Genomic DNA, 26,400 nt, shown 5'->3' on the forward strand with positions numbered 1-26,400 from the left:
CCACGCGCTGTCTACCATTTCGTCTTAATTTTCCGCAAACGGTGTGGCGGTGCTATGCACAAATTGGCCGCGATTCTTTGCACTTTTCACTTGCGAAAAACACAGACCTTCAGATACCGTCATCTCTTTGGATACTCGCAGGCTTACTCGCAATGACAAGAGCAGGTCAGTATTTTTGGACTATCACAATCTTGGGCTTCAGAGTCAAGGCTCTGTTACTCAAGGGGGATTCGGTAAACAATGACCTGCTTTATGAAGAGAATGCTATCCGTAATGAAATACGTGATGTTGAAGCGGAATTCGTCCGGGTAATCGGAAGTATTTTGCCGAGAGCAGCTAGCGACAAATTTAACCAGAAAAAGTCGTCATTTGGGAACAGCCCATTAATGGTTTTGTTAGTTACTGTTGGCGGCTTCATCACCGAACTTCATGAGGGATGCAAATCTGAAAAGGTATGGATTCATGGAGCAACTGATGTTAATGGGAACGTCCCATACAAAACTGCTGACATTCCAGACATCTTTAAAAATCTTCCAGAAGCCGCTCGAAAGAAACAGGGGGCGGTGGCTGCTGAGACTAAGGACGTATGGGCTGTAGCATGTCCAGTAGAGTATCAAAACGCAGAGATTGTTGCGGTACTCTGGAGCAATAAGTCGATGGACTCAATTCGTACAGCTCAAATGTGGTCGATGTTGCAAACCTTTATGGAAACGAATTGAGCGAACATTCCAGTCGTGATACAATGGGACTGTAGGAGTGATCCGAGATGCCTGAGAATAACGTGATGTATGACATTGACCCAGAACTTCTCCAGCAGGAAATTAAGAAGGCACAAGAAGATCTTTTTGTGCGAGTTCCTGTTTCGGAATTTCTGAGTAATCCTGAGAAAGTACAGGAAGCCAATCGCCAGATGGAGAACCTAATTCTTCGTCGAGCGAAACGCAATCTTGCTCACGCATAATTGAATTACTAACGTGAACAGCCTGCCATTAGGTGGGCTGTTTTAATTTTTGGTTATAAGCCTGCATAAGCATTAGTACGGATGTTTTTTGTACATGCTTATAGAGGGGTGTAACAGTGAAGGAACAGGATGACGAGTTTTTAAGGAGACATGGCATATCTTCAGCAGAACTTAACAGGGAAATTAGGGATTTTCAGGCCAGTCTTTACCACATTCCAAATACAGAGATGGATAAGTTTCGGGAAGATGCGGCCAATTTCAATGAACGTGTTCGGAAAATGGCAATAAAGAGATTGAAGCTCAAATATGGTGAAAAATGAAACGTGGTTCTTATCGTTGAAGCATCTATGGATTTTTACAATTATTTTGAACACGGGATAGAGCTGGAGTACGTTCTCCTGCTCTTTTTTGTTATAGAATTAACAGCGAAAGTGTTCGGAAAGTATTTTTATGAGGGGTCCTTAACCGATGCGTCACAAGAAAATCAAGGTTATTCAGTTCTGACGTTCAGACAAGAGAACGGAGGATGTAGACCCTTTTTTACAAGAGATTTTGAGCATACCACGTCCTGATTACCTTTCGAGCGAAGATGATATGTTGAACGCACGAAAAAAGGAAGTACGCAGGATCATTGAGGATGGTCTGGATCATTAACAAGCACGGCAGGTATTGTTTTATACTACCCTTATAAAAGACGACCATAAGGGTGATAGTATGAAGCGCGAGTTTCAGAAGGCAGCAAACAGTTCTGTTTTAAGAGACTCCGATCACTAAGTGATTTCTTGGAAAGATAACCTGTATTTCTATTGAATGCCGCAGAAACTAGAAGTATCATATAACCATATACACCCCCAACCAATGTTTGCGTTAAGACTCTGTACCAGAGTAGTAAACATTGAGTTCGCAGATACTCGTACCGAGTAGGCATTAGCCAAGCGAACAGACAGACACACCATCTTTACCATGCTAGACTCCTTGCCCACTTGGCTTAATATATCCGCCGAAGTTGAGCCACGAACAGCGCTCACGTGGATATATGACACGGAGATAACCATCCTTCTGATCCAAGGGTCCGAAGAACTTAGAGTAAGTAACATTTTCCTGGAAACCAAAATTGAACGCACTTGCGTGGGAACACAAGCAGGACATTCAACCCATCTTCCCAAAAGGACGGATGTGTAGAAGGTCTATTTTTGCATTGTGTTCCCTTTTTGCGTTTATTGGATTCCAACTAAACCAAGGAGGTAACGCAAAAGACTTACTATCCACCCGGGCGAGCGGGGAATTTATTCTTCCCTCTCGCAAAGGGGAAGATAGGGGAGAGATTCATATGAGCGCACGACGCTGGCACCGAATGCATGAAAATCCAATTTTCTTGCGTTGTAGAGGATGCGACAGTCAGATCCGAGTGTCCGAAAACGAGCGTTTTCAAGTAATGAACGGTACTTCCCGCTTTGGTTGGAAGTACACCAAGGAACATAACATCCTTTGTCCATCATGCCTTCAGGACGGTATTCCGAATGACGTGATAACAATGGAAAAAATGGCGGAGTATCTGAAAAGGCAATGGGCGTTAACTTACGTTAGGCCCCGTTGTAAGAAGGAAAATAAGTACTATTTCGAAACTGCCGGCTTCGGACTTCTTCAAACACTCTATTTGACTGTGACGTATGACGAAGAAAGTGGCATCTACAACGTTGAACTTTACGACGGTAAACACAAGGAACTAGGTGTTCTGAATGTAGCATCTTAACCCTTTTACCAAACCCGAACGTGGCGGAGAGAGCTAGTGACCATCCTCCACGTGAAGGGATGGCACAAGGGAGGAACTATACATGACACACGATCTATTCGGAGAAGTGATCAGTACATACACCAGAGCTGACGCAATTGCGGATGGGGTTCTGGTGGATGTAACGGAAACTGCAAAAGCAGCTGGAGTAAAAATTCCCGTTGCTGTTACCCAAAAACTGTGGGCAGAGTTCATTACTCCGGACCCGCGTTTTGTGAAATCACATGGACAATCTATTGAAGGACGATTGTGGGATGTCCTGTCTCTCTTCGCGATATATGCGCGGAGAGTATCGGGCACATCATTCACTTACACTGTCCAGTTTGTTATGAAGGAATCCCAAAAGCGTAATGTGCAGATTCAAGCACTAATACACGAGGGAGACCACTGTCAACCAGTCATTACTCTATCTCTTCCTGGCGAGGATTAACCTGTAGTTATTCACGCTACCCATGCTTTCTGGTGAATACCAAAGATGGCTCGGTTAAACCAGTTAATCCTCAAACAATTGAGTTTCGAGAGACTAAGAAAGTAGCATAGCAATCGTCCTAACACAATCCCGTGGGGGAGGAAACCTAACCTCCCCCAGCAACGGGGAGGTGGAAGGAGAAAACATGTCTGTAAGACAACTAGAGCTCTTCGAATCGAACGAGGTGGAACGTAAAGGACCGCAGCCGATCCAGCTCTTTCCGCTTGAGGACTATACACACGTTATTGTTAGTTTTTCGGGCGGTAAAGACTCATTGGCATCGCTATTACACCTTCTCGAATTGGGTGTACCGAAGGAAAAAATACAGGTGTGGCATCAGTGCTGTGATGGTTGGCACGAGCATGAGAAATCCAGTACCGACTTCTGGGATTGGCCCGTGACCACAACATACTGCACTGCCGTTTGCCAACTGTTTGATATTCCAATTCGGTTCCAATGGCGGGACAAGGGCATCAGTGGAGAAATGTTCAGAAACCAAAGTCGAACGGGTGATGTATTCTTCACTCGCGATGACGGCGAAGTGGAACATTTGCCGACAACGAGGGGTAAAGAGTCAACACGAATGATGTGGCCTGCAATGTCTCCGGACTTGCGCGTTCGTTACTGCAGCGCAGCTGGGAAGGTGGATGTTTTCCGCAGGGTCCTCAATAACCACCCCCACCTCAATGGCACAATTAAGGATCCATCGAAGATCCTCGTAATCACCGGCGAACGCCGTGAAGAATCCCCAAACCGCTCCCGATACAACGAAGCGGAATTACATTCTTGCCATAGTCGAACAAGAAATGTCCATTCCTGGAGGCCGGTTATCGATTGGTCAGAATTGGAGATTTGGTCAATCATCGAACGATGGCGAGTTGTACCACACCCTGCGTACTATCTGGGATTCCCACGTTGTTCGTGTGCTGGATGTATATTCCAGACACCTGACCTCTGGGCACTCTTTCGATTCATCGCACCGGATAGGTTCGAGCGTTTTGTGCGAACCGAAAAGGAACTCAATCACACGTTGGACTCCCGAATGGACTTGACCACCAAAGCGAACCTTGGTTCTTTGGATCGCTTTCCAATCGACGACCCAAATTTCTCGAATTGGGCGCAGATGGCACTAAACCGCGACCTACAAGTGAATGACATCCTTGCTAAAGAAGGCGAATGGGTTCTTCCTGCAGGTGCGAACCGTGGTAGTGCGGGTGGTTCGTTCTAACAAAATTCATAGGGGGTCACATATATGAACAGGTCAACGATGATTAATGACAAGGATGCATTGCTCGGGTTCCTAAAGGAACTTGCGATTCAACACCTTGTAATTCATCACAATGCGAATGAATTCGCTCTAAAGGTGTTAACTCCTTACGAATTATTCTTGCGGGTCTGTGAAACAACACAAGAAGTCAGAGAAGCGTTTCGAACAAAGTACGACTCAGAGCTTTCTCATTTACCTCATGCTCTTTGTGTCTATACGTGCGCGAAACATCTCGGATGGATGACTAATGATTTTGAAAAAGTACCAAACCGTGTAAATCGGTTATCTAAGGAGGCATAAACAATGCCAAATAGCAAATACCAAATAAGAATCGCTAACCAAACTTGTTCTTTCCCATTCCAGTCAGTGCTGTTCGTTGTGCAATTTCTACGCGGATATCTTATGAATGGCGGTAACCCAACCGATCTCGTTACTGTGACCTATTGGTCAGAAGTAAAGAATGAGGTGAAACACTTTGTGGGTACAGTGTATCGGTTTTTCTGCGAAGGCCCCGAAGAGTTACTTTCCGGTGAAACTGGAAGAGACCGATTGTTAGAGTGCATGTGTAGCAGACCATTTTGGGCAAGTCAGGCATCTGTCGCTGTCGATGGAACATGTCATTGCTCCGATGCTTGCCAAAATACCTGGAATGAAGCTTATACAGAAGACGACCTTCCATATGACATGGAGTTCTGGGACGAAGAACAGGATTTGGTGTGTGCGTAAGTCTTATTGAATAAACCACGAAGAACAGTCAAACAACTGATTGTGGTTCACCATTACAACCCTGTCGCGGGGAATTCGATAACCATCCCTCGCGAATCGGGGATGGTAATGGGAGAAGAAGATACATGGTTGATCTTATTGATTATGGTATAGAAGACGATATGGTATCGTGCGGTAACTGTAACAAGGTCATGAACATGATAAATGGCGATGACTTCCTCATTGAGGATTGTCCAAACCTGGGAGTCAGTGTCTTATGTCTTGAACATTATGTTCATCACCTTGAGAAGTGTCAGGGGTGCCGTGAAAAGTATGGCTCCTAAAGCCTCTAATGTTAAATAGAGTCTGCCTGTAAACAAACCGAGACAATACTGAAAAAATTCATTGATTAACCCTATCGCGGGGGAACATTTAAACCACCCTCGCGAGTACAGGGTGGTCAATGGAGGAACGAATAATGAACCGATTAAGAGGTATTCATACAGTGTCAATTGGGCGTAACAGAGGTAAGGGTCGTATTTGGTTAGAGAATCTGTCTTTGCTCGATGCAGACTTTACTCCTGGAACACCAGTGACCATCGAATACGGACACACTATCACGATCCGCAAAGCAGAGGATGACGGGGACATTCACATCAGCTCTCGGAAGCGAAAAGGACATGAGACACCGATATTGGACTTGAACTCAGAAACCATCAGTGATTACTTCACGTACAAGGAAAAGATTCGAGTGGAGATACAACAAGGAGAAATCCGTATCTCGAAACTACAATCATTCCGAATTGTGGAGGACAACGCCCCGTCTCAGGTAACGACGATGGAGAAATTCCAAGTAGTCGAATTACCCAGTGGGGCAGGGTTGGGCGGTTACGCCTTTGAGAACACAGGTCTTTTCGAGGTTGCCGTAGCCGGCGACATCGACATGACTGCACTCGAAGCCCTACGTTATAACCAACCGAATCCGGTTCTGTATTGGTCAAACATGTTCGATATCCATCAGGACGATATTCCGAGCTCTGATGTATTCATTTTCACTCCAGATTGCACTCCATTTTCTCGTCTGGGACGTCGTAATTACGTCTGTTCGGCCTCGGCGCCAATGGTCCATCATGGTCTTCGAATCATCTCTGCAAAGCGTTTCCCGGTAGTTCTCATCGAGAACGTTCCAGAGTTTGGAAATAGTAGTTTTTACCAACATTACAAGCGAATGATGGTCGAAATGGATTACAACGTGAGTGATAGGGTGTTACAAGCGTGGGACTTCGGTACGATTGCTTCCCGACCACGTTTCATATCGGTAGCTGTTCAGAAGCCGTTTGAATTTGAGTTTCCGGAACCGAACTTGAATGCTGCGCATCGTGACAAAGTGAAGAAATTTGTCCGTGAAATAGAGGATCGCAAATGGATGTCCATCAGTGAAAACCGGACATTGCGTTTTTTCTTTGGTGAACATCGATCTGAACAGATGGCAAAGGGTAACGGTTTCGGAATTTCTGAGGATAGTCTGGTTACGTTGGATCACAAGAGGATTCCTGCGTTCATTGCCAATTACCACAAAATCCAATCAACAGGACCATTTCTCCGTCATCCTAAAAATCCTAACTTGCTCTCGATGTTTGAACCAAATGAAATCCTTGCAATCCAAGGTTTTAATGACTATGAGATGCCTGAGCACCTCTCTAAGTCTACGCAGTATCGATTGATTGGACAGGCAATTTGCGGCCGTATGTTTCGTGCTTTGGCTGTCGCAGTCGCTTCGGTTCTGATGCAGATGAGGTTAAGAGTTTCGAGTAAAAGGCGCACAAAAGAAACCAAGCAACATCGGTTTTCAAAGGCCACTCAATTAGACCTTGGACTAAATTTCGCGTGACAGGAAGATTCACTATGAAACATCAGACCTTCGCCGTTGAAGATAAGGTAAACGCAAAACTAGGGTTCATTTTGAAGTCAGTCGGATTGAACCAGAATGGATGGAGTTTTTGTAAAGCATCCTTTTACCGGTGTCGAAATGGCAATGGCGTTCGATAGGGTAAATAAGATAACTATCTATAATTGAATGATTCTTTGAAGCCCTGCCGTGGGGGAAATTAGCTATCGCCCTCACGGAATGGGGTGAGCAAAGGAGAATATTCATGACCACAACGATGATTAATGTTCAGAACGATACTGATATCAACCACATTGTATTCTTCGGCGGCGAATCTGTTGGGTTCCGAAACAGGGAGACTATGGAGGCGTTTCTCGATGACATGGTAGCGTTAGGCGCCCATCCTAAAACGACAGTTTCAATACTGGACTTTGAGAACGGCGACCTGGTAAACCAATTCATTGGGGAACTGAACCATCTCGTGGATGGTATCGGAGAAGTACCAAAGCGATATGTTCGTTGTGTCGAAAACGTAGGATTCTCCGATCTTTCGGCGAACCAGGTTTATGAAGCGTTAAAGTTCGACAAAGACGGTGACGTTAAGATTGTCGATGATTCCGGCTCAGAATGCTGGTATTCCTCCGAACAACTTGAAGAAATCTATCAAGATCGAAACATCACGATGTACATTCCAAACGAGTTCTATGCATTTGGAACACCATCCATCGTTGATGTTGACGGACAGAGTGGTCACGGCATTGCGTACTGGCTTTCACCAATTCAGTCAATAAATCAGTCTGCTAAAATTGGTGATATGGTTACTCACTGCGTGTGCAATTTGCTGGGTCCAAAGGTACTAGGATACGATTTTCCTTATGCTGAGTCGGAACTCTTACTCGTTAATGTTAATATCGAAGCGAGAACTGTAACGGTTAGGCCAAAAGAAAAGACAGACATGTGAGATCTCGCGTGGTAATTTTCACCAAGTGACTGTTTTATTTAATAAAAACGCCTAGTAGCCTTGATAGCTACTAGGCGTTTTCCCTTATATGTCGTACTCTATTTGAGGAGGAAGGAAGGAGAATATTGAAAAATTGCACTTGCATCTATTTCACGAAGATGAAATTGTTTTAACATATGATATTTCTCAAACTCCAAATCATCATCTCATTCATACAGAAATGGGATTAGGTTTATATAGTAGAAGTATAAATGCTGACGGACTTGTCACTGATAAAATAGAGTTATCCCTACGCGATATTGAGGTTTTAGAATCAGTCGTGAATGACTATTTCTTTGTAATAGGAAGAATAAAATTGCTCTCAGAACGTCTGTTTAAAGGGGTCAATGAAGAAAACTTATCAAAGAAAATAAACCAATATAACAGAGATGTCAATGAATCCGTAGAGAGAGCTGATAAACGGGTCGAAATACTAAGGAGATGCGATGATTTAGATAGGATAATAACGAGTATTATTGCATATGCTAAAGATCACCCAGAAAAAGACTACTTCGTTTTTATCGGAGAACGATCAGACCTAGATTCCACATACCAGTAGAAGAAATACATACATAAAAACTGACCAACTCTATCATAATCGTTGAACAATATAGACCATTGAAGTATGATATATCCATAAACACCCCACACCCGATAATGCGTTAAGACCCTGTACCAGGACAGCATTATTGAGTCCGTTATACTCGTATCGAGTGGCTTTGGCCGAACGGACAGATAGCAACAAATGCACCAAAGGCAATACCTGTATCACTCCTTGCTTTGTAGCTAATCTATCCCGCCGAAGTTGTACAACAAATCGTACACGTGCGATAGAGACAGGGAGATTCAACCGTCCTCCGAGGCCAAGGCCGACGAGAATCTGGAATTAAGAGGCAACAACAAAAAGGGAAACCTCATATGAGCGCAGTTTTACTGCGATGGAACACTAGCGTTAGACGTTCGCTTATCTGGGAAAAATCCAGAGTTCGAAGGTCTTTTTCTGCTAGTGTTTTTTGTTTTCCTACACTTTATCCCTTGGGAGGAATCTCGACGCCAAACGTACACGACTTTCAATCTCAAAAGAAGTACCAACCTGTTGCTGAAGAATTAGCACGCATTCGTGCGCTGCCAACAATGAAATACGAAGATGTTCCTGACGTCAACAATACTGAAAAGTACGAATGGGTACAAGTTCAGATTGGACCAGACAGCAAATACGGTCGTGTCATGTTCTGTTTGAAGACTGGTATTAAGCGGTCACAAACAATGGGCGAATTTTACGGTACATCGACTGTAGACTAACAAACTGCTTCTCGATTCACCCTAGCACGCGGGGACCTAATTTCTCCCCACGTGTGAAAGGGGAGAGAAGGAGAAACAATCATATGTCCTATCGAATTCCGGTAGTCAAAATTCAGATGGTCAGAGAGAGCAGTGTAAGCACACCAGTAAAACAGATTTTATGTGCTGATGATGCTTCTCAAATCCTTACAGAATACCTATTTGCCGACAGATAACACTTTGTTGTCCTTGTCCTTAACACTAAGAACCAAGTTGTGGCCATAAATACTGTTTCAATAGGAATTTTGGACGCAAGCGTATTTCATCCGCAGGAAGTTTTCAAACCGGCGATATTGAATAATGCATCCTCAATCATTGTCGCCCATTTCCACCCGAGTGGAGATACTACTCCATCACGGGAGGACCTTAGCGTAACCAAAAGGTTAGTAGAAGCTGGAAAGATTCTTGGAATTGAAGTTGCGGATCACATTATAGTGGGTGGTAACGGCAAATACGAGAGTCTACGCAGTTTAGGCCATATTTCATAATCGACCTTTTTACTTACCCGGGCACGCGGGGACTTACCTCTTTCCCGTGCATTGGGAAGGGAGAAGGGAACAATAACATGAACCAAATGAGTCTCTTTGCAATGGATTGCGACGACCTTTCTCAAGTTGACTTTTGGGCTCCTAGGGAGTTCCTTCAAGTACTGGATGGAAACGTTGATCGCTTTAAGGAAGTCATGATTGCTCGTGGTATCCAGGAACCTATCGTAGACAGAATGCTCTACGCTGCGTCGAGTAAGGGCTTGAAGTTGGCTGAGAAATTCATCAACATTGCACTTACATGGAAAGACAAACAAGTTAAGCCGTTCGTAAATCGCAATTCGGAGGATGCTTTTAACCAAAACGCTCAAAACGAACTCATTGTTGCTCTCAGTCGAACAAAGTCTGATGGCTTTGGTAATGAATCGGAATTTATTCGTTCGATTTTGACAGAGAAACTTGAACAGTGGGTGGGGCAACGACTTTGGAACATGAACCGTTTTACGGGGCATGACAAAATCGTGGATTGGTTGAAAGAAGTTCACCATTCAATTGCTTTGCTGGACGAACTTAAACAACTTGGAGCTGAGGAGATATCGGCCGATGAGATTAAAAAGGGCGACATTATTGTTGTCCGCGGGTGGAATGGTCGATATTATCGTGGGGTATTACTCTACGGGACAATCATGAAGTACAAAAACGGGAGCCCATCTTACGCGGAAGTGAAGATATGGCTAAACCAAGATGACGAATCCATCCAGAAGTACCAAGTCGGCTTTCAAGAGAAACATGAAGATGACTACCTCGAATGGATGAAACACCACCCTCTCTTATGGGAACTTGCATCGCGTACAGTCATTCGGACAGGAGGTACCCAGTTTTATCGCCTTGGTCATATGGCAGATTGGGAAACTCACCTTTGCGATGACAATGAAGTACGTCACGCGATCAAGTCCTTACCTCAACCTGAGACACCGGAAAAGTTCTGGGGATTTTGGAATACGTCAAGAAACGATTGGTTCCATGCCTTTCACTCGGATGCACGACATGATTTCTTGTTTTACTTCATGTCTAAATTCGATATTGCTCATTGTGAAAGAGTAATGGTCAACAGTTCATGTAAGCCTGGTCGCAGGGGCACTACTTACGACCACCTTCCATCAGATGACGTAATCAAACCGTTAGTCGATGCGTTAGTCCAAGCGGATACCGTAGAAGCGGTTGAAGAAGCACTCCGCAGCTACTTTTGGGTAGAAAAATGGACTTCGGTACGGGGAACGGAGTACAGCATCAGCATGGCAAACAAAGACTATTCATGCTATGACGGCCTGTACAAAGCAGGGTTAGCTCAGTCTAGAGATGCCAAATTCATCACTCGAGTTCTTCAATTCTTCGCAATGAACGCTCGCAATGGATGTGCCGACGCATTTAAGTGGTCTCCAGAAACTGGACTTGTTGTTCAAGACCTCGAGGAAGACCTAGATGAATGGCATAACAGAAGGCGAGAAGAAGCAATAGCCGTACTCAGTAATGCGAAGTTCCTAGGTGTTCTAGACCAAACAGCAAACGTTACTGACACAGAGGATGATGAAGAACTGGAGATATCAGACGAGGATATGAATTCAGAAGACGACGAAGAACAGGAACTAGAGATGAATCCAGAAATGGATTCGTCATCTAATGAACCTGAGCTCGGACTTCCTATCAACCGAGTGGATGATGAAGACGATGACTATGAAGAGTTTCTTGAACCACATGAGATGACCTGGCTTGATGCGGGTTGATTGTTATTCCAGAAGTGAGGTGCTCACTTGGAGGGATTTAAACAACGTTTGCGTACGTTGAGAAAAAGTCTAGATAAACGCCAAGACGAAATTGCAAAACACATTGGCGTTGCCCACTGCAAAACAAGAAGCATCCATTGAAGTTACAACTAGGGCCGTTAAGTCCAACGACAATGCCAGAGGTGAATCGATAATATGACAATCTATGACTATGGTTTCGATAACCCTGACCAGCGTCACACTTTTGTTGACGAGGATAGACATGTAATTGCAGTTCATATTCACCGCAACTATCGAGAACCGCACAACCTGTTTGAAGAAGAAAACGACTTGAACTTCGACGTCACTTATTTTGTGACAGTCGACAGCCAGAAGGATTTTCACTTCCCTGTTGGTGTGGACGAACAAACTGCGATTCGAGTTGCTCACTTGATTTATAAGGAGCACAAGGTTCCGCATGAAACGGGACATATGGAAGGGGTGCACCAATGAGTTCAAAAACAACAATCTTATTACTTGGTTACGAGACAACAGTAGACCTTGAAAAGAAACACAGCCAATTCCTACCAGCACTCGATAAACTTGGCTTAGAAAGAAAAGTACTAGAGAGAGATTTAGTACATGTGGTTCCAGAGGAACTCATGGCAAACGCAAACTCTTTGGTCCAACGACTAAATCATACATTTGACACAAAGGTAAATTGCGACTTCCGTAATATTGATGCGTCTAGTCTCCAACCTGACTACACAAAGTTTGTCGGTGAAGCGTCTCTTGTTGTTGAAGGAGATCAAGAACCGACGAGTGTGCAGATTTGGGTAAACAAGACTGGGGACCTCGAGTTGAGAGGGATCGGTTCGGTTTACTTCGATATGTTAAACGAGGAAATCAGTTTTACTCGTTGCGACGTGAACAGCTAATTCTATGCACTTTTCGTCCTGAGTGGGGACAGATTACACCGTACCCCCACTCGACAGGGGCGGTAAAGGAGCATACCTAATATGGCCTATGTCTATGGAGTATTTACTTACGACCCATCGGATCGTGAGGTTTCGGACATTGTTGCTTTTATCAACAACATGATGGTTCGTATCGGTCCAAGTGTTCGATTCAGTGTTGGCTACAGCGAAAGTGAGGGAGAAGAATTCCTCATCGCAGCTGATACCGTCATCGAAGACGCAGACAGTTGGGCAGAAAAGTACATCACGAACAATCGCCAATCAATGAGGAACTTGCAGACTACCAAGCATTAGAAAAGTTCCTTTCAGAGCACGGAAAGGACATTGAAGTATTCAAGATCGACTACCTTAGTCTCTAATGTCCAATCAAATCACTGTAAAGGGGGAAGACCCACGTGCTGTACTGCGTGGGATTCCTCACAGACAGTGGCGTGGGCAAGTAATGACTCAAGCACAAGTTCAATCACCAATCACAGAAGATACCATTCTCTTTGAAGGTCGGTATGGTTCGCGTGACAACAAAGTAAATTACGGTCAATTCAGCTTTTCACAAATACGCGAATGGCTGAAAAGTAGACACCGTGGAATGATGCATATGACGGAATACCACATTAATGGTGTGGCCTACATTGGTTTTGGCGGTACGGTTTGCTTATCAATTGGGGATGATTTCGGTGTACCCGTGTTGAAAGACGGTAACATCGTCGTAGAAACACAATTCCGGAGAAACCTACTCGGTGCACCTTATCGCAACCAAGGTCATCCAAATGATTTGGTAAAGGTAGAAGCCGTCATTAACCCATCAGATCCAGAGTTGTTCATTACCGTAGTTCAAAACAGTCTCTGAAAAAGAGCCAATTTACTGAAGGGGGGAAGCCCCATCGTGCTGCTATTAGGCGATGGGGTAACCCACCGCAGAAGTGAAACGATCGGGCACTCTACATGAACCGAGAGTCCAAGAGAAAAGCGAAGAGGTTGGAGTGTAAATTCGTTAACAGATTGAGGCAGGGTTACGAGTTTCAAACTGCCAACGGGTCTGCAAACTGTGTCATTGAAGTGACTCCAAAAGTGGTCTATTTCAAAACGACAAAGAGCAAGTCCCCTTTATCAATCTCGCGAGTGAAATTCAGAGAGTCAATTGCTCACCTCTTCTATGTACGGACTACCACTCGAAAGGAACTAGAGCCATTCTCGAAATTCTCGTCGGCTCTACTCGGCCTTTTGAAGTTGGTATTCAAAGATATCAGTAAGATTCTTAGAACAGTTCGAGGTCTTGTGCTCATCACTCTCAAAGGCGTTCGTCATTATTTCTGTGGCTTAGGCCGGGCGGGTAACGATGACTGGAATCTCATAGAAGAGAACGGTGCAAAATTCATCCTTTTAAGCTATTGGGATCTACGCCGAGATAAGACAGATAGTTGGCGACAGAAATTGATAGACCACGGCTTGTCGGTACTGATAGACAGTGGCGAGTTTTCAAGATTTCAAGCAGAGAGAGATGGGATTCCCTATGAACCTCTACTTGTTGAAGATTACGCTGCATGGCTATGGAAGCATCAAGACCTCATTGTTGGGGCGCTGTCGCTAGACAAAATAGGTGATGCAGAGACTTCTGAGCGTAATTATCGGTATCTCGTTGACCAAGGGTTACAACCAATTCCCGTGTGGCACTGCCAATCTTCATGGGAATCGCTTGAGGCTATGGTACGACAGGACCATCCGATTATCGCTATCGGTGGAACAAAGTTCATTAAACGAGCTGAGCGCCACCAAATGTTCTCGGAGTTGTTCAGGCGGTATCCAACTCAACCGTTTCACGGACTAGGCGTAGCGTCACCGTATATCGCGATGTACGACTGGTTCTCGGTGGATTCGAGTAGTTGGCTCGCTGGACGTCAGTTTGGTCGACTCGTTACTCCTTTTCGGCAGTACGTGAGTCCCGATGACTGGACTTCAGAAGAAGCACTCGCATTCAACATCCGACAACTTGCCTCGATGGAAGATAACTACGAGGGAATCTATCAAGTAGACCTTCTCGCTCAACCTGGAACCCGACACAAAGGGGCGGGACGTGCGAAGAAGCGTGAAAAGGATAATCAGTTGTCCTTGTTCGACTTGATGGACCTAGTAGGCTAGACACCCAAACTTAGGAGGAATTCGAATGAAGTTCTCAATGGATCGATATTACGAGGGAATTTCCTCGATCAACACAGATGACATTTTAACTGCGGTGAAAACGTCAATGAATTATGAAGCAGACTTGTACGCTGACGGTAAACTCGTTACATCTTGGATGGGATTCACGATGGAAGAGAACGCAAAACGCCTAAGGGCATATGGCATTACAGTGTATGTCCATAAAGATCGTTACTGCTTCAAGTACACAGATGAATCCAAGAACATTAAGAGCTTCTATACGGATGCTTTCGAGTACACGTGGGACGGCGCGAAGTGTGTGGACATCAAGATTCACGATTACCGTGCCAATAAAACGGACATCGAGTTTACTTCACTTGATGAAGTCATCGCGTTTGTCAAAGAAAAATACATGCCAATCGTCGCTCTAGAAAACATTCATGTAACCCAGTATGGCGATGATGGTTGTGAATTTATCAAGTTGGTTCTTTGGTTGCCTAAGATAATGAGTTTCGCCTCAGTGCAAATTTAATTAAGGGAGGGAAGCCCTTCGCGCAAGCAGTAACCGCGAAGGGTAACCTTCCGACCTGTTTGCACAGGGCGTTCGAATGGGATTACTAACAGCGCTTATGCAGGAGACACATGAACTCCAAGACATAATTGAGGAGATTAAGGAAATATACCTACGTGACAACCGTGATCTGATTGTCACCTTCTCTACGGGAAAAGACTCATCTTTGGTCCTGTCGCTAGTTTGGACAGCCTTAGAACAACTTCCCGTACACCAGCGCACTAAGACCATACACGTTATCACATCCGAAACTGGCGTCGAAGAACCGGCCATGACCGCGTTCGTTCGCCACAGTGTCCGTATGATTCAACAGGCGGCCGCAAGTCAAAGACTGCCGATTCAAGCACACCTCGTAATGCCAGTGATGAAAGACCGATACTGGGTTCAAGTTCTCGGAAAAGGGAACACCCCGGTAATGAGTACATCTAGGTTTATGTGGTGTCAAAGCAAGTTAAAAATCCAGCCGGTGAACCGAATTGTTGAAGAAATCTGTGCGCGTAATTCGCTTACGACTTTCGATGAGTACGATGCGGTGATGCTACTTGGGGTAAGAGAAGACGAATCGTCGAGGCGCAAGACGTCTATCGAGAAGCACGCGTTAGAAGATAAGTTTGCCTTACATGCAAACCTCAAACGTGTTCTTGTCTACCACCCGATTCGCCACATCACGACCTCACAGGTATGGGATACTCTGATCACTCATGGTTTACCATGGGGCGTTGATATCCACGATCTGGTCGCACATTATCAGGCATCCGATAAGGAATGCCCATTTACTGCGAATTGCACTCAAGCACCGTCCTGTGGCGGTGGAAGGAATGGTTGCTTTGTGTGTACTATGATGAGTCATCCGATGCAGGATCCTATGATGGTCAATCTCATAAATAGCGGGAACACAAGTCTCATTCCACTTCTGGCTTTCAAGGGATTGCTATACGACATAAGGTTGGATATTAGGTATCGCCAGCCACTGAGAAGGGCTGCGGAACGTAACCTTCTAAAACAAGCGGACACAATGGTTGGTCAATTGAATCTGTTTGATGACGAAGCAGTAGATGATTTCAAGATGGTAGAAGGTTGGAAGTTTGAACCTGGCCCCATCTCATTAGCGGGACGGAAATTGCTTCTAGAAGCGCTCCTCTACACAGAGCAGGCTTCGGGCCACACGTTAATAGAGGAAGCTGAGATCGACGCCATTTTAGAAGCGTGGGCCGCCGATGGATTGATTCTAAATAAGTCGAGTCTTCAAGCGGTGAATCACATGTCTCATTACGATGGTAGAATCGTTCTGCATAAGGATACTGCGCAGCTGAACGTAAAAGAAACAACAAATCGAAACCCCATCTTTCCACTGTGGGAGTTATTCGATATGGGACAGGACGAAGTGATTCAATTCCTTCGTGAACGTTCAATTAAAACCGGAGTGTCCATTTTCTACTTCATGCAACCCTACAACCATGGTGACTTGAAGGCCACAAATGTACAATTTTTACTTTGTGGACCTATCTTGCAAACCGTGAGGCAGGCACGTGAGTATCTCGACCAATGGCTCGGATTTGCAACACCCGATGAAATGGGGGTTCTCACTGTATGCTGACCATTGTAGGCATTTCAGATGATGTAACAGCTTGTTCGTGCTGTGGGCGAACCGTTCTCAAGGACGACACAACTGGTGAAGTAAGTCATTACGGAACAGAGTGTGCCGCTACTCTCTTGGGCTTCGATAAAAAGAAGGTACAAGCGGAAATGCGTCGACTTGCAACTCGGGAAAGGGAACCACTGAAAGCCCGTAAAGCAGAAGCACTTCGGTGTTTTAATCGACACCCTCTCATGAGACAGAGGGACATCGAAATCAAGGAAGCAAACGTGAATCGCCTTACTCCAACCAAGCGCCGGTCATCGGGACTTTTCAAGCGATGGACCGAGCTCGAAGGAGAGGCCAAAGCGGAAGTCCTGTCTGAGTTCGGTTTGGATGGCTTTTATTAAACCTAAAAGTGAGGTCATACCAGTGGAAATTGTAAAGGACAGGGAACTACACGTTGGCCAAAAGGTTCGAGTCTATATGAACTTGAACCGCGGTGACTCGGTTTTCTCAATTGTGGACCAATCTAGTGGCTTAGTTGTAGCATACGCCAATTCCGTAACTTTGACCGACACTACTTTCAAGGTACGAGAATCTGGTCGGCAACGAGTACTACGGGATAACCGAAAAAATGTTCATGCATGGGCGATCGGATTTTTCCAATCTGCTGACTGTGACAAAGCCGAAAGCCTGACGGAGAGTGTTTACTACAATCCGTACAAGGTCAGCACCTTTGTCTATGAAGAATCAGGAGAGGAAATCACCTTTGCTCCAATCGCACACTTTGAAAACCGCCGTGTCTGGATAACACCACAAACGACGGTTAGGGAACTCATTTTCCGACAAGGAGGTCTTTTTGATGGCGACGATACAAATGCCAAGCTTCTCGGATGAAAAATGGTACTCGGCAAAAGACAAAGAGAAAATCTTCAAAAACTTTGTTACATCAGTAGAGAAGCGTTCACTTGAAAATATGACCGAGTTGGCCTACAACTATTACCACGGTCACTGCGGATTCATAGCTCACTATTCGAAGTCGGGCTTCCAACAGGAGTATGCGGATTCTAGGTTCCTCGTCTTCCTAAACGCATTCGTTGATGTTCCCTGGTATTTACGTGCAAATCAGATGGACTTGCACAAGGCCCTCTGTGAAATCGCTAGACAGCACATCGACAAGGTAGTGCAGGAGACAAAGAACCGTCTGCTGAATCGTGAAATTGAACAACTCAAAGCGCTCGCGTACCGGCTGGGTTACAAAGTGGTTCCAAAAGATGTTTTTGATGATGAATCAGAGGAATCTGTTTTATTCAATGTTGAAGACAACGGCCAACTTCGACTTATTTCTTAAATACCTCATACATTAGGGGTCCCGATTACTCGGGGCTCCTTTTTGATTTGGTGGGAGACTCATCGTGGTCAATATCTATGAAACCTGATACTAGTTATCTGAATGGTTACTGGAACGGTGCAACAATCATCATGCCGAAGTTACCCCTAGGGGATACAATCAGTGTTGATAACTGCAATAAATTCATGTGGGACTGCAACTCACAAACATGAATTTTATGGAAATTACTGGCGAACCAGAGTGGTTCTTCACAAATCAATCTGCGCCGTAGGCAGAAACCGTTCTACGTTACAAACATAGGTTGTGTTCTCGGTAATTGTGGTTTTCAGAACAGTATGGTGCCGTTAAGCGGGGAGGGCTCAATCATGCTGCCTTGGTGGATGGGCGTTATCATTAGTTGTGTGATTGGTTATGTTGTTGTAACTCTATTTTGCACATTGCCTTGGCTGATGTCTCGAAAAATCCGTCAAAAGTATAAGACTCACAAATCTTATATTCGATATATTTCTCGATTTATGTTGTTGCCATTAGGGGTGCTTTTGTTGTAATGTTCATCAACCATATCAAGTGATTGTTGTAGGGATGAGCTCAAAAAACAACACTTCTTGCGAACATAGCCTACAAATAAGCTTTAACCTGTGACAGTCGCAGACGCCCCTTCTAAGGGGCGGTATTCCTACCAACTTCACAATAGGCGGATAACGGTGTTTGACTTGATCTTTACTTATCAAATTGAAATTCACTAGATAACTCTATATTTAGTGTGCATGACGTATAGAATCAGTTCGAAAACACAAAAACCAGAATCAATTTCCATGCTAAAATATAAGTAACAGAGAGGTGATAGACATGGTGACAATTTGGATTCGTGAAGCCGATTTCGGTAAGTTCCAACGTGGTCTTGAAGTAGACTGCTCACTTCTTAAACACGGTTGGTTCGAAGTGAAAATGGAAGTCCCGCTTATGAATGTAAGAGGGGTAGGAGAAATCCGCAAAGTTAAATTCCGTTAAGTAGAGCTGGATAGAGATACAAGTCATCCGGCTTTACTTCGCAACACTCCAATTAAAGGTCAATCCACTTTACATATACTAAGCAAACTAGGTCTTATTAAAGAGATCTGGTTTTTTTATTTTCCTCGTTCCTTTTTCTCCAACCGAAAAATTAGATTTTCATATAAAACATGTCCACAGTGTGTCCGACTTTCCATTTGTAGCGGTGTGACAATTGTAATGGGAAAGCGGGCACTAAATTGTAGCCTATGTACTTTCACAGTTGAATCAGAAAGGAGTATCACAATGAGAAAGACTTTAACTGGAGTGGTAGCAGCTTCGGTGGTTATGGGTGGCGCTTATGCACCAGTAGCATTGGCAGCAACAGCCTCTTCTAATCACAGCAGTTCAACAGTCCAAACGATTGCACAAAGGTTTTCTATTGCGGTTGACGGTAACGCAGTAAACAACCCATATGAGCTCATCGTAACAGACCACGGAACAACTACCACGTATCTGCCGATTTGGTATCTGAACGAAGCCTTGAAAAAAGCAGGGTTCACAGCCACATGGGATGGAACAACATGGGCACTAACAACAGCAAACAACACACTAGACTTTTCCTCTGTAGCTGAAGGGTCGGGAAACACGACTCTAACCGTCAACGGTAACGTCGTAACAAAGTTTAATAAGATTGTCCACTTGGATCCCGGTAGTGCCAAAAAACATCCTGTATTTACAAGCTTTGTCCCTGCTTCAACAGTTCAAGCCATCTTTAATGTGGCAGGAATCGGTGGGAACTTAGATTCGTCCAAGCACACATTTGGCATGACTAGTGGGCCAGTAATCGTGAAGACAGGGAACACATATGGACCTACACAAGGTTCTGTAACCCTAAATAAGAACGTTGTTATTACAGGCACGAACACAAACTTAAGTAACGTTTCAATTCACGGTAACTTGTATGTCAATCCTGGAGCAGACGGTACTTCGTACATCAAAAACGTCTCAGTGACAGGCTCAATCATTGTCCTATCCGGTGCGTCACACTCAGTTCATTTTGATAACGTTACGTCACCAAACCTGATAGTGAACAGTACTTCTGCCGTTCACATTGTATCTGAAGGAAATACAGCGATTGCAAATACAAGTGTGTCTGGTACGGAAAGACAGAATGTAACACTGGAACAGGATTCTGGTTCTCTTGGAACCGTACAGATTGCTTCCTCTGCACCTGTTTCTCTTACAGGTTCACAACCATATTCCAGCGTCAGTATCACTAACAGTACGCCTGTGACAGTTAGCAGTGGCACATCTGTAAATGCTCTTTCAGTAACTACCTCGAAAGCACAAGTCGTGGTTCAGAACGGAGCAACCATCAGTGCTTTATCCATTGCAAACGGTATTTCCAATGTATCCGTCCAAAACAATGGTAAAGTTCAAACACTGACCAACAATTCAACGGGTTCTTCTGTCACTTTAAGCGGTTCTGGAACGGTCACATCTTTGAAAGGTAATCAACCGACAAATGTAACAGGAGGGTCTGGTACGTCCTCCAGTGGCTCATCGTCCAATAGTGGTACGCAATCTAGCGGTGGCACTTCCTCCAGTGGTAGCTCGTCTAGTGGCGGATCTTCGTCGTCTAGCGGTACCACTTCCTCCAGTGGTAGCGTCTCTTCTAGTGACGGATCTTCGTCGTCTAGCGGTGGCACTTCCTCCAGTGGTAGCGTCTCTTCTAGTGGCGGATCTTCGTCGTCTAGCGGTGGCACTTCCTCCAGTGGTAGCGTCTCTTCTAGTGACGGATCTTCGTCGTCTAGCGGTGGTGTCTCGTCTAGTCGATCAGGACAAACGTCACAGGCAAGCGATGACACGGACATTCAATCCACACAGTCATATGTGTCAAATGTGGTAAACACTTCAGGCTCTCAGTCTGTGACGGTACCATATGGATTGACGGTACAGGATCTAGAAAACGGTATCGCTTCCACGGATGGTTCAACGCAGACATATACCGTTCTTAACGGCAGCAATGGAGGCACCTTACCAAGTTCATCTACTCTCACAACCGGTAGTGAACTCAGGGTTACAGCAGCTGACAATACAACGCAGGTTACTTACCAGATCAATATCCTACCAAGCAATAACACAGAGATTATGGATGGCGCTGATAATGGAACCTACCTGAAATCGATCAACAACCAACCTGGATATCAAAGTGTAACCGTTGCTTGGCAATCGACTGCTCAGGACCTGACGAATAACCTATTGGCTACGGACGGTTCTTACCAAACGTACACGGTGACCAATTCTAGTGGAGCAACCGTTTCCTCAACGAGTGCATTGGTTTCAGGTGATGTTCTTACTGTTGAAGCAGCCAATCAGACATCTTCGATGGCGTACCAGATTACTGTGCAATCAAGTGATAACACTCAAATTCAAGACTCAACAGCTGACAATGGAAACTATGTTACAAACGTCAGCAACACAAGTGGTTCTCTGGCAGTGAACGTGGCCAACAGCACAAGTGTATCTGAATTAATTGGAGCACTTCAATCAACAGATGGCTCCACTGAAAACTATACTGTCTACAGTGATGCAGGGCTTACCAACGAGTTAAACGGCGGAACAGGTCTAATCACTGGTGACTATCTTAAAGTGACCGCAGCAGACGGCTCAACAACGGCGACGTACAGTATCTCCGTAGACTCAAATGCCTCCGGAAGCGGAAATAGTGGTGGTTCATCGTCTAGTAGTGGATCATCAGGTAGTTCTAGTAGTTCTGGACCAAGCAGTACTTCCCAAGCCACGACACCAACAATTCAAATGGCTCCGGCATACTACAAAATCAATACGACCAATGAAAGTTCGTATGACGTCACAGGTACGGGGACTGTAGGGGACAATATTAGTGTTGAGGTATCCGACCAGGATGGGAAAAATGTAACTGGCACTACAACGGTTGATTCATCTGGCAACTGGAGTGTAATGGTTGATGCATCCGGATTATCAGATGGGTCAGGTACCATTACCGCTACAGACACAACAGCCGGATTAAACGCATCCCCGGTAGGATTCACAAAGGATACAGTAGTTCCACAATTGACTCAAGCAGTATTGAATAATGACGGTACAATTACTCTCACATTCAATAAGGACTTGGATCAGAGTTCTGCACAAACTGCTGCAAATTACACAGTAACGGACGGGTCTAATCCAGATACAGTAGCAAGTGCGGTTTACTCCAATAGTAACAGTACCTACACAGTGACGTTAACCCTTAATAATGCTCCACAATCAACAGATACGATTAGCGTGGATGTTTCTTCATCAGTGACCGATACGGATGGCAATCCAATTAGCGCAAACACTAATGAGGCTGACTACAGTGGTTCCGTGTGGTCAATCACGAATTCCTCCAGTGGTGCTGGTTCTTCGTCGTCAAGTGGTGGCACATCATCCAGCGGTGGTTCTTCATCGTCACAGGCTACATCTCCTACAATCACGACTAATGCAGGCAGTTATATTAACTCAGGAGACGCGAGTTCCTACACTGTATCGGGTTCAGGAACAGTAGGAGGCTCAATCAATGTAACGTTAACTGATTCTGCAAATGCCACAGTAACAGGCACAGCTACTGTTGGTTCAGACGGTACATGGTCGGTTAGTGTAGATGCTCATACGCTGCAAGATGGCCCAATCACAATCTCAGCAACTGACTCTACAAACTCGACAACTGCTTCTACAGTCTCGGTGACAAAGGATACAGCTGCGCCAGAACTGACGCAGGCGGTATTGAATGATGACGGAACAATTACCCTCACGTTCAATAAAGGCCTTGATCAAACAGCAGCAACAGATGCGTCGAATTACAGCGTAACGGACAATTCTTCAACTGACGGGGTGACAAACGCTGTTTATTCAAACAGTGGCGGGGTATATACGGTGACACTAACCTTAAATAATGCTCCGCAATCCTCGGATACCATTGACGTACAAATTAGTTCCGGTGTAACTGACTTGGCCGGCAACCCAATTAATGTAAACGAAAACACTGCGGACTACAACGGCACAGCTTGGACTATCGCTTAATTTTAATGAATTCGGAATTGGCTGCTCTCTTACGAGGGTGGCCTTCTTTCCAAAAGAGGGGAAAACGTTGAGTGTTTAAGAACAAACTCCATCTAAAGACTTGTGGAATAGCTGCAGCTGCTCTACAAATATTATTTATGGTTATTCATTTTAGATCCCAACATGGAAACTATTCATTTTTGGCTGATTTTTCTCGAACTCTATTAATTCAAACACTCCCCATTACCATAGGTGCTTTTCTAGTAAGTCACAGGTTACTCACTTGAGACAGTAACCCTAAAATTTGATTAAAAAGGTTGGGTGAGCAATGAAATATATCATCGGTTATCAATTTGAAAATGGGCAAATTGGAAGGTTTCAAAAGGAATATGATCAATGGGAATTTGAACGGCTAAAAAAAGAATGTCTGCCAGGAGGATATATATTCTGGAAAGATGATAACGAGGAATGGGGGAAGGCGCAGTTGTACCCAGTAATATGTACACCTAGTGGACGAGCGTTAGACGCTACTCTTATTATTAAGAAAGAAATGTCACCACAAGCTTCACAAGTGGCTATAGTATTGGAACCTCAAATTAAGACAATAACGGATATACCTAAAAACCATGTTCAAACATTACCTTTATTTAACTTGTGATATAACCATTTAAATCAAGTTCTCAATCAAAACCAAACTACATATGTGATGCTCCCAAAAATCCTCATAAATCCCCCGTGTGGATTTGTGAATTCAGTAATGTCTGAATGATTCGAAATAATATTCAAACATGGAATGATTGCACAAAATCAATGTTAGTTTTGTTATAATACGTTGGTTGTAAAAGACTAAAGAAATATCATTCACGTGATATCCATATGGTTACATAACTCTTGAGCTATTGATTGGAGAATTTAGTGATGAATCATTTTACGCATTGCCTGAAAGTAAGATATCCAGAAGTAGACCAAATGGGGGTTGTTTATCACGGGAATTATATCCCTTGGTTAGAAATTGGCCGTTCTACTACAATTACAAACTTTGGACTTACATACCGGGAATTAGAAGAGAGTGGAGTACTAGTAGTCGTTACAAACCTCAATGTCGATTATAAAATTCCCGCTCGATATGACGACACAATCCTAGTTGTAACAAAGCTGAGTAATCTCGAGGGTATCCGAATATCATTTCATTATGAAGTTTATAGACTTTCCACTGAAATTCAACAGGGTAGTAAGTTGATGTCGGACGAAGAGTTACAAAAGACACTAAAAGATTCAACTCTATTAATTACTGCTGAAACAGAACACGTTTGTATGAATAGAGACAACAAGATTATTAGGTTAAAACGTGAGAATCCCGAAGTATTTAGCAAGTTCCAAGCGATTCATAAAACGTCTCAAGGATATACAGAATAACAAAAAGAAATCTAAGGGTAAGGGGAAACAAATGTACAAACTGTACACTTTTTGCGTAATATTTGTTGCTCTCTTTTTCTTTGCAGATGTGGAACTCTCCAAAAGCCTACAAACAAATATTCAAACTCCAGTTCAATATATCTATGGTTCTCATTCACTGGATGAAGTTGAACATTCGAGTGATTGGCAAACAACCAATGACGTAAACACTGTCAAAAAGAAATCATCTGTCATTTGGGAACGGATCATTTTACCTAAGGATCTACCAGCACAAGACACCTCTTTGTTTGTTAGTGAAATTTATGAGAACTACAAAGTGTACGAAGATGGCCACGAGATCTATCACTTTGGCAACATGCATACATTTAGTGGATGGAATTTTAATTTTATACCACTTCCGGATAACTCAGCAGGAAAAACGCTGTATTTTGAAGTTGAATCAAAGTACAACATGATTGGACTAAGAGGTACCGTTGAAGCTGGTGAAAGAGTTGTACTACTCGGACATATTCTAAGAGCAAACTTGACGCAAATAATAGTTCCGGTAATGATGGCAAGTGTCGGTTTCTTCTTTCTTGCCCTAGGACTACGGTCAAAAAGTAACCGATACTACTTATGGTTGGCTACCTTTCTTATTGTAGAACCGGGATATCTCTTTGGCAGGACTTATATCAAATCTCTTTTGTATGACAACCCACACTTTTGGATAGAGGTTCGTTTACTGTGCCTTTATGCAGCACCAACAATGTTTATCCCTTTTATTTCTAGGCTTTTAGGCAAATTTCGAAAATCATTTTCTGCGCTATGGTGGTTCCATACAGTATTATTGGCCTTTATCATCGTTTCAGACATGTCTGGTCTTTGGTCTGTAGAACAATTTTACAATTTGTATGACCAAATATTATTGATAACCATGATCCTTGTAGGGACATTTGTTATCAAAGCATCTTGGAAAAATCCAGAGTTAAGGGTTCTCGCTGCCGGTTTCACGGCTTATATGTTAACAGGCACGTATGATGTACTTGTTACAACTAACGTAATACCGTATCAGGAGTCTGGTACAGCTCAATATGGGCTTATGTTGATGATTCTTTCAATTATCGCTGTTCACAGTAATAGATATAGGCAAATACACGAAAACCTGGAAGTATACTCAAAAGAACTTACCGTGAAGAATGAAGAGTTGGAGAGATTAAGTCGTATTAAGGACGAATTTTTAGCGAATACCTCTCATGAATTAAGGACACCACTTAATGGAATTATTGGGATAAGTGAATCGATACTGGATGGAATAGGAGGCCCAATTAACGAGACCGTACACAGAAACCTAAATATGATAATAAACAGCGGTAAACGATTAAGTAACTTAGTTAACGACATTCTTGATTATTCTAAGCTACGACACAAAGAACTCCAATTAAAACTCGAAACTTTAAATCTCTTAACTATCTTAGAATCAGTTGTTGTTTTAACTGATGCTTTAGCGAAGACAAAGGGTTTAGAGGTTCACGTCAATATTTCTTCGGATATAAATGTTCTAGGAGCGTGTCCGAGTATTTCAGCTTAGAATTTCTGTAATTGAGTCCTAATTCCAAAATTCTCATTAATGGTCAATGACATTCCGCACTGGTGTTGTTCTTT

At 43.8% G+C, this 26,400-nt stretch carries 28 protein-coding genes and 1 pseudogene; all 29 read left to right on the forward strand.

The window, feature by feature from the left end; all coding sequences use genetic code 11:
* On the forward strand, window positions 1-719 hold a 719-nt coding region (locus ACFSB2_RS13095; protein WP_377943515.1), incomplete at its 5' end, for a hypothetical protein.
* A 47-nt stretch (window positions 720-766) separates the two neighbouring features.
* Window positions 767-961: a hypothetical protein gene (locus tag ACFSB2_RS13100; protein ID WP_377943516.1), complete on the forward strand. Its 195-nt coding sequence runs from the start codon at window positions 767-769 to the stop codon at window positions 959-961.
* A gap of 116 nt (window positions 962-1,077) precedes the next feature.
* On the forward strand, window positions 1,078-1,281 hold the full coding sequence (locus ACFSB2_RS13105) for a hypothetical protein (RefSeq protein ID WP_377943517.1): 204 nt from the start codon (window positions 1,078-1,080) through the stop codon (window positions 1,279-1,281).
* Between the two features lie 1,010 nt (window positions 1,282-2,291).
* A complete protein-coding gene (locus ACFSB2_RS13110; RefSeq protein WP_377943518.1) occupies window positions 2,292-2,714 on the forward strand; it encodes a hypothetical protein in 423 nt (140 codons plus the stop codon).
* An 82-nt stretch (window positions 2,715-2,796) separates the two neighbouring features.
* Window positions 2,797-3,183, forward strand: coding sequence for a DUF6573 family protein (locus tag ACFSB2_RS13115; RefSeq protein ID WP_377943519.1), 387 nt, complete (start codon window positions 2,797-2,799; stop codon window positions 3,181-3,183).
* 184 nt (window positions 3,184-3,367) lie between these two features.
* A complete protein-coding gene (locus ACFSB2_RS13120; RefSeq protein ID WP_377943520.1) occupies window positions 3,368-4,450 on the forward strand; it encodes a phosphoadenosine phosphosulfate reductase domain-containing protein in 1,083 nt (360 codons plus the stop codon).
* A 24-nt stretch (window positions 4,451-4,474) separates the two neighbouring features.
* Complete coding sequence (locus ACFSB2_RS13125; protein ID WP_377943521.1) at window positions 4,475-4,789, forward strand: hypothetical protein; 315 nt, start codon at window positions 4,475-4,477, stop codon at window positions 4,787-4,789.
* A gap of 3 nt (window positions 4,790-4,792) precedes the next feature.
* Window positions 4,793-5,215: a hypothetical protein gene (locus ACFSB2_RS13130; RefSeq protein ID WP_377943522.1), complete on the forward strand. Its 423-nt coding sequence runs from the start codon at window positions 4,793-4,795 to the stop codon at window positions 5,213-5,215.
* A gap of 457 nt (window positions 5,216-5,672) precedes the next feature.
* Window positions 5,673-7,085, forward strand: coding sequence for a DNA cytosine methyltransferase (locus ACFSB2_RS13135; protein WP_377943523.1), 1,413 nt, complete (start codon window positions 5,673-5,675; stop codon window positions 7,083-7,085).
* A gap of 262 nt (window positions 7,086-7,347) precedes the next feature.
* Window positions 7,348-8,043, forward strand: coding sequence for a hypothetical protein (locus tag ACFSB2_RS13140; protein WP_377943524.1), 696 nt, complete (start codon window positions 7,348-7,350; stop codon window positions 8,041-8,043).
* A gap of 133 nt (window positions 8,044-8,176) precedes the next feature.
* Window positions 8,177-8,641, forward strand: a complete 465-nt coding sequence (locus ACFSB2_RS13145; protein WP_377943525.1) for a hypothetical protein — start codon at window positions 8,177-8,179, stop codon at window positions 8,639-8,641.
* A gap of 359 nt (window positions 8,642-9,000) precedes the next feature.
* Window positions 9,001-9,384, forward strand: coding sequence for a hypothetical protein (locus tag ACFSB2_RS13150; protein WP_377943526.1), 384 nt, complete (start codon window positions 9,001-9,003; stop codon window positions 9,382-9,384).
* 227 nt (window positions 9,385-9,611) lie between these two features.
* Window positions 9,612-9,911 (forward strand): annotated as a pseudogene (locus ACFSB2_RS13155) (JAB domain-containing protein); the annotation flags it as partial.
* A 77-nt stretch (window positions 9,912-9,988) separates the two neighbouring features.
* A complete protein-coding gene (locus ACFSB2_RS13160) occupies window positions 9,989-11,692 on the forward strand; it encodes a hypothetical protein (RefSeq protein ID WP_377943527.1) in 1,704 nt (567 codons plus the stop codon).
* Between the two features lie 195 nt (window positions 11,693-11,887).
* Window positions 11,888-12,184 (forward strand): hypothetical protein, encoded by a 297-nt coding sequence (locus ACFSB2_RS13165; RefSeq protein WP_377943528.1) that lies wholly within the window; start codon window positions 11,888-11,890, stop codon window positions 12,182-12,184.
* Window positions 12,181-12,609: a hypothetical protein gene (locus ACFSB2_RS13170; protein WP_377943529.1), complete on the forward strand. Its 429-nt coding sequence runs from the start codon at window positions 12,181-12,183 to the stop codon at window positions 12,607-12,609. Before ACFSB2_RS13165 ends, ACFSB2_RS13170 begins: the two co-directional genes overlap by 4 nt.
* An 81-nt stretch (window positions 12,610-12,690) precedes the next feature.
* Window positions 12,691-12,942, forward strand: coding sequence for a hypothetical protein (locus tag ACFSB2_RS13175; RefSeq protein WP_377943530.1), 252 nt, complete (start codon window positions 12,691-12,693; stop codon window positions 12,940-12,942).
* 148 nt (window positions 12,943-13,090) lie between these two features.
* On the forward strand, window positions 13,091-13,495 hold the full coding sequence (locus ACFSB2_RS13180; protein ID WP_377943531.1) for a hypothetical protein: 405 nt from the start codon (window positions 13,091-13,093) through the stop codon (window positions 13,493-13,495).
* 428 nt (window positions 13,496-13,923) lie between these two features.
* Entirely contained in the window at window positions 13,924-14,784 is an 861-nt protein-coding gene (locus ACFSB2_RS13185; protein ID WP_377943532.1) for a hypothetical protein, read from the forward strand.
* Between the two features lie 25 nt (window positions 14,785-14,809).
* Window positions 14,810-15,316, forward strand: coding sequence for a hypothetical protein (locus ACFSB2_RS13190; protein WP_377943533.1), 507 nt, complete (start codon window positions 14,810-14,812; stop codon window positions 15,314-15,316).
* A 76-nt stretch (window positions 15,317-15,392) separates the two neighbouring features.
* On the forward strand, window positions 15,393-16,952 hold the full coding sequence (locus ACFSB2_RS13195; RefSeq protein ID WP_377943534.1) for a phosphoadenosine phosphosulfate reductase domain-containing protein: 1,560 nt from the start codon (window positions 15,393-15,395) through the stop codon (window positions 16,950-16,952).
* Complete coding sequence (locus ACFSB2_RS13200; RefSeq protein WP_377943535.1) at window positions 16,946-17,341, forward strand: hypothetical protein; 396 nt, start codon at window positions 16,946-16,948, stop codon at window positions 17,339-17,341. Before ACFSB2_RS13195 ends, ACFSB2_RS13200 begins: the two co-directional genes overlap by 7 nt.
* Window positions 17,342-17,363: 22 nt before the next feature.
* Entirely contained in the window at window positions 17,364-17,831 is a 468-nt protein-coding gene (locus tag ACFSB2_RS13205) for a hypothetical protein (protein WP_377943536.1), read from the forward strand.
* The gene (locus ACFSB2_RS13210; protein ID WP_377943537.1) at window positions 17,797-18,285 is read left to right on the forward strand and encodes a hypothetical protein; all 489 of its coding nucleotides are present in this window, start codon (window positions 17,797-17,799) and stop codon (window positions 18,283-18,285) included. The genes ACFSB2_RS13205 and ACFSB2_RS13210 overlap by 35 nt, the downstream gene beginning before the upstream one ends.
* An 849-nt stretch (window positions 18,286-19,134) precedes the next feature.
* The gene (locus ACFSB2_RS13215) at window positions 19,135-19,296 is read left to right on the forward strand and encodes a hypothetical protein (RefSeq protein ID WP_377943538.1); all 162 of its coding nucleotides are present in this window, start codon (window positions 19,135-19,137) and stop codon (window positions 19,294-19,296) included.
* A 285-nt stretch (window positions 19,297-19,581) separates the two neighbouring features.
* On the forward strand, window positions 19,582-23,364 hold the full coding sequence (locus ACFSB2_RS13220; protein ID WP_377943539.1) for a beta strand repeat-containing protein: 3,783 nt from the start codon (window positions 19,582-19,584) through the stop codon (window positions 23,362-23,364).
* A gap of 307 nt (window positions 23,365-23,671) precedes the next feature.
* Complete coding sequence (locus tag ACFSB2_RS13225; RefSeq protein WP_377943540.1) at window positions 23,672-24,001, forward strand: hypothetical protein; 330 nt, start codon at window positions 23,672-23,674, stop codon at window positions 23,999-24,001.
* A gap of 260 nt (window positions 24,002-24,261) precedes the next feature.
* On the forward strand, window positions 24,262-24,759 hold the full coding sequence (locus ACFSB2_RS13230) for an acyl-CoA thioesterase (RefSeq protein ID WP_377943541.1): 498 nt from the start codon (window positions 24,262-24,264) through the stop codon (window positions 24,757-24,759).
* Between the two features lie 31 nt (window positions 24,760-24,790).
* Window positions 24,791-26,326, forward strand: coding sequence for an ATP-binding protein (locus ACFSB2_RS13235; RefSeq protein ID WP_377943542.1), 1,536 nt, complete (start codon window positions 24,791-24,793; stop codon window positions 26,324-26,326).
* Window positions 26,327-26,400 lie beyond the last annotated feature (74 nt).

The sequence above is a fragment of the Alicyclobacillus fodiniaquatilis genome (assembly GCF_042678105.1).
In the GTDB taxonomy this organism is placed as follows: Bacteria; Bacillota; Bacilli; order Alicyclobacillales; family Alicyclobacillaceae; genus Alicyclobacillus; species Alicyclobacillus fodiniaquatilis.

Coding starts and splice junctions, on each gene's coding strand:
- ACFSB2_RS13100 (WP_377943516.1), top strand. CDS start 767: ATGCCTGAGAATAACGTGATGTATGACATTGACCCAGAACTTCTCCAG.
- ACFSB2_RS13110 (WP_377943518.1), top strand. CDS start 2,292: ATGAGCGCACGACGCTGGCACCGAATGCATGAAAATCCAATTTTCTTG.
- ACFSB2_RS13115 (WP_377943519.1), top strand. CDS start 2,797: ATGACACACGATCTATTCGGAGAAGTGATCAGTACATACACCAGAGCT.
- ACFSB2_RS13120 (WP_377943520.1), top strand. CDS start 3,368: ATGTCTGTAAGACAACTAGAGCTCTTCGAATCGAACGAGGTGGAACGT.
- ACFSB2_RS13125 (WP_377943521.1), top strand. CDS start 4,475: ATGAACAGGTCAACGATGATTAATGACAAGGATGCATTGCTCGGGTTC.
- ACFSB2_RS13130 (WP_377943522.1), top strand. CDS start 4,793: ATGCCAAATAGCAAATACCAAATAAGAATCGCTAACCAAACTTGTTCT.
- ACFSB2_RS13135 (WP_377943523.1), top strand. CDS start 5,673: ATGAACCGATTAAGAGGTATTCATACAGTGTCAATTGGGCGTAACAGA.
- ACFSB2_RS13140 (WP_377943524.1), top strand. CDS start 7,348: ATGACCACAACGATGATTAATGTTCAGAACGATACTGATATCAACCAC.
- ACFSB2_RS13150 (WP_377943526.1), top strand. CDS start 9,001: ATGAGCGCAGTTTTACTGCGATGGAACACTAGCGTTAGACGTTCGCTT.
- ACFSB2_RS13160 (WP_377943527.1), top strand. CDS start 9,989: ATGAACCAAATGAGTCTCTTTGCAATGGATTGCGACGACCTTTCTCAA.
- ACFSB2_RS13165 (WP_377943528.1), top strand. CDS start 11,888: ATGACAATCTATGACTATGGTTTCGATAACCCTGACCAGCGTCACACT.
- ACFSB2_RS13170 (WP_377943529.1), top strand. CDS start 12,181: ATGAGTTCAAAAACAACAATCTTATTACTTGGTTACGAGACAACAGTA.
- ACFSB2_RS13175 (WP_377943530.1), top strand. CDS start 12,691: ATGGCCTATGTCTATGGAGTATTTACTTACGACCCATCGGATCGTGAG.
- ACFSB2_RS13180 (WP_377943531.1), top strand. CDS start 13,091: ATGACTCAAGCACAAGTTCAATCACCAATCACAGAAGATACCATTCTC.
- ACFSB2_RS13190 (WP_377943533.1), top strand. CDS start 14,810: ATGAAGTTCTCAATGGATCGATATTACGAGGGAATTTCCTCGATCAAC.
- ACFSB2_RS13195 (WP_377943534.1), top strand. CDS start 15,393: ATGGGATTACTAACAGCGCTTATGCAGGAGACACATGAACTCCAAGAC.
- ACFSB2_RS13200 (WP_377943535.1), top strand. CDS start 16,946: ATGCTGACCATTGTAGGCATTTCAGATGATGTAACAGCTTGTTCGTGC.
- ACFSB2_RS13210 (WP_377943537.1), top strand. CDS start 17,797: ATGGCGACGATACAAATGCCAAGCTTCTCGGATGAAAAATGGTACTCG.
- ACFSB2_RS13215 (WP_377943538.1), top strand. CDS start 19,135: ATGGTGACAATTTGGATTCGTGAAGCCGATTTCGGTAAGTTCCAACGT.
- ACFSB2_RS13220 (WP_377943539.1), top strand. CDS start 19,582: ATGAGAAAGACTTTAACTGGAGTGGTAGCAGCTTCGGTGGTTATGGGT.
- ACFSB2_RS13225 (WP_377943540.1), top strand. CDS start 23,672: ATGAAATATATCATCGGTTATCAATTTGAAAATGGGCAAATTGGAAGG.
- ACFSB2_RS13230 (WP_377943541.1), top strand. CDS start 24,262: ATGAATCATTTTACGCATTGCCTGAAAGTAAGATATCCAGAAGTAGAC.
- ACFSB2_RS13235 (WP_377943542.1), top strand. CDS start 24,791: ATGTACAAACTGTACACTTTTTGCGTAATATTTGTTGCTCTCTTTTTC.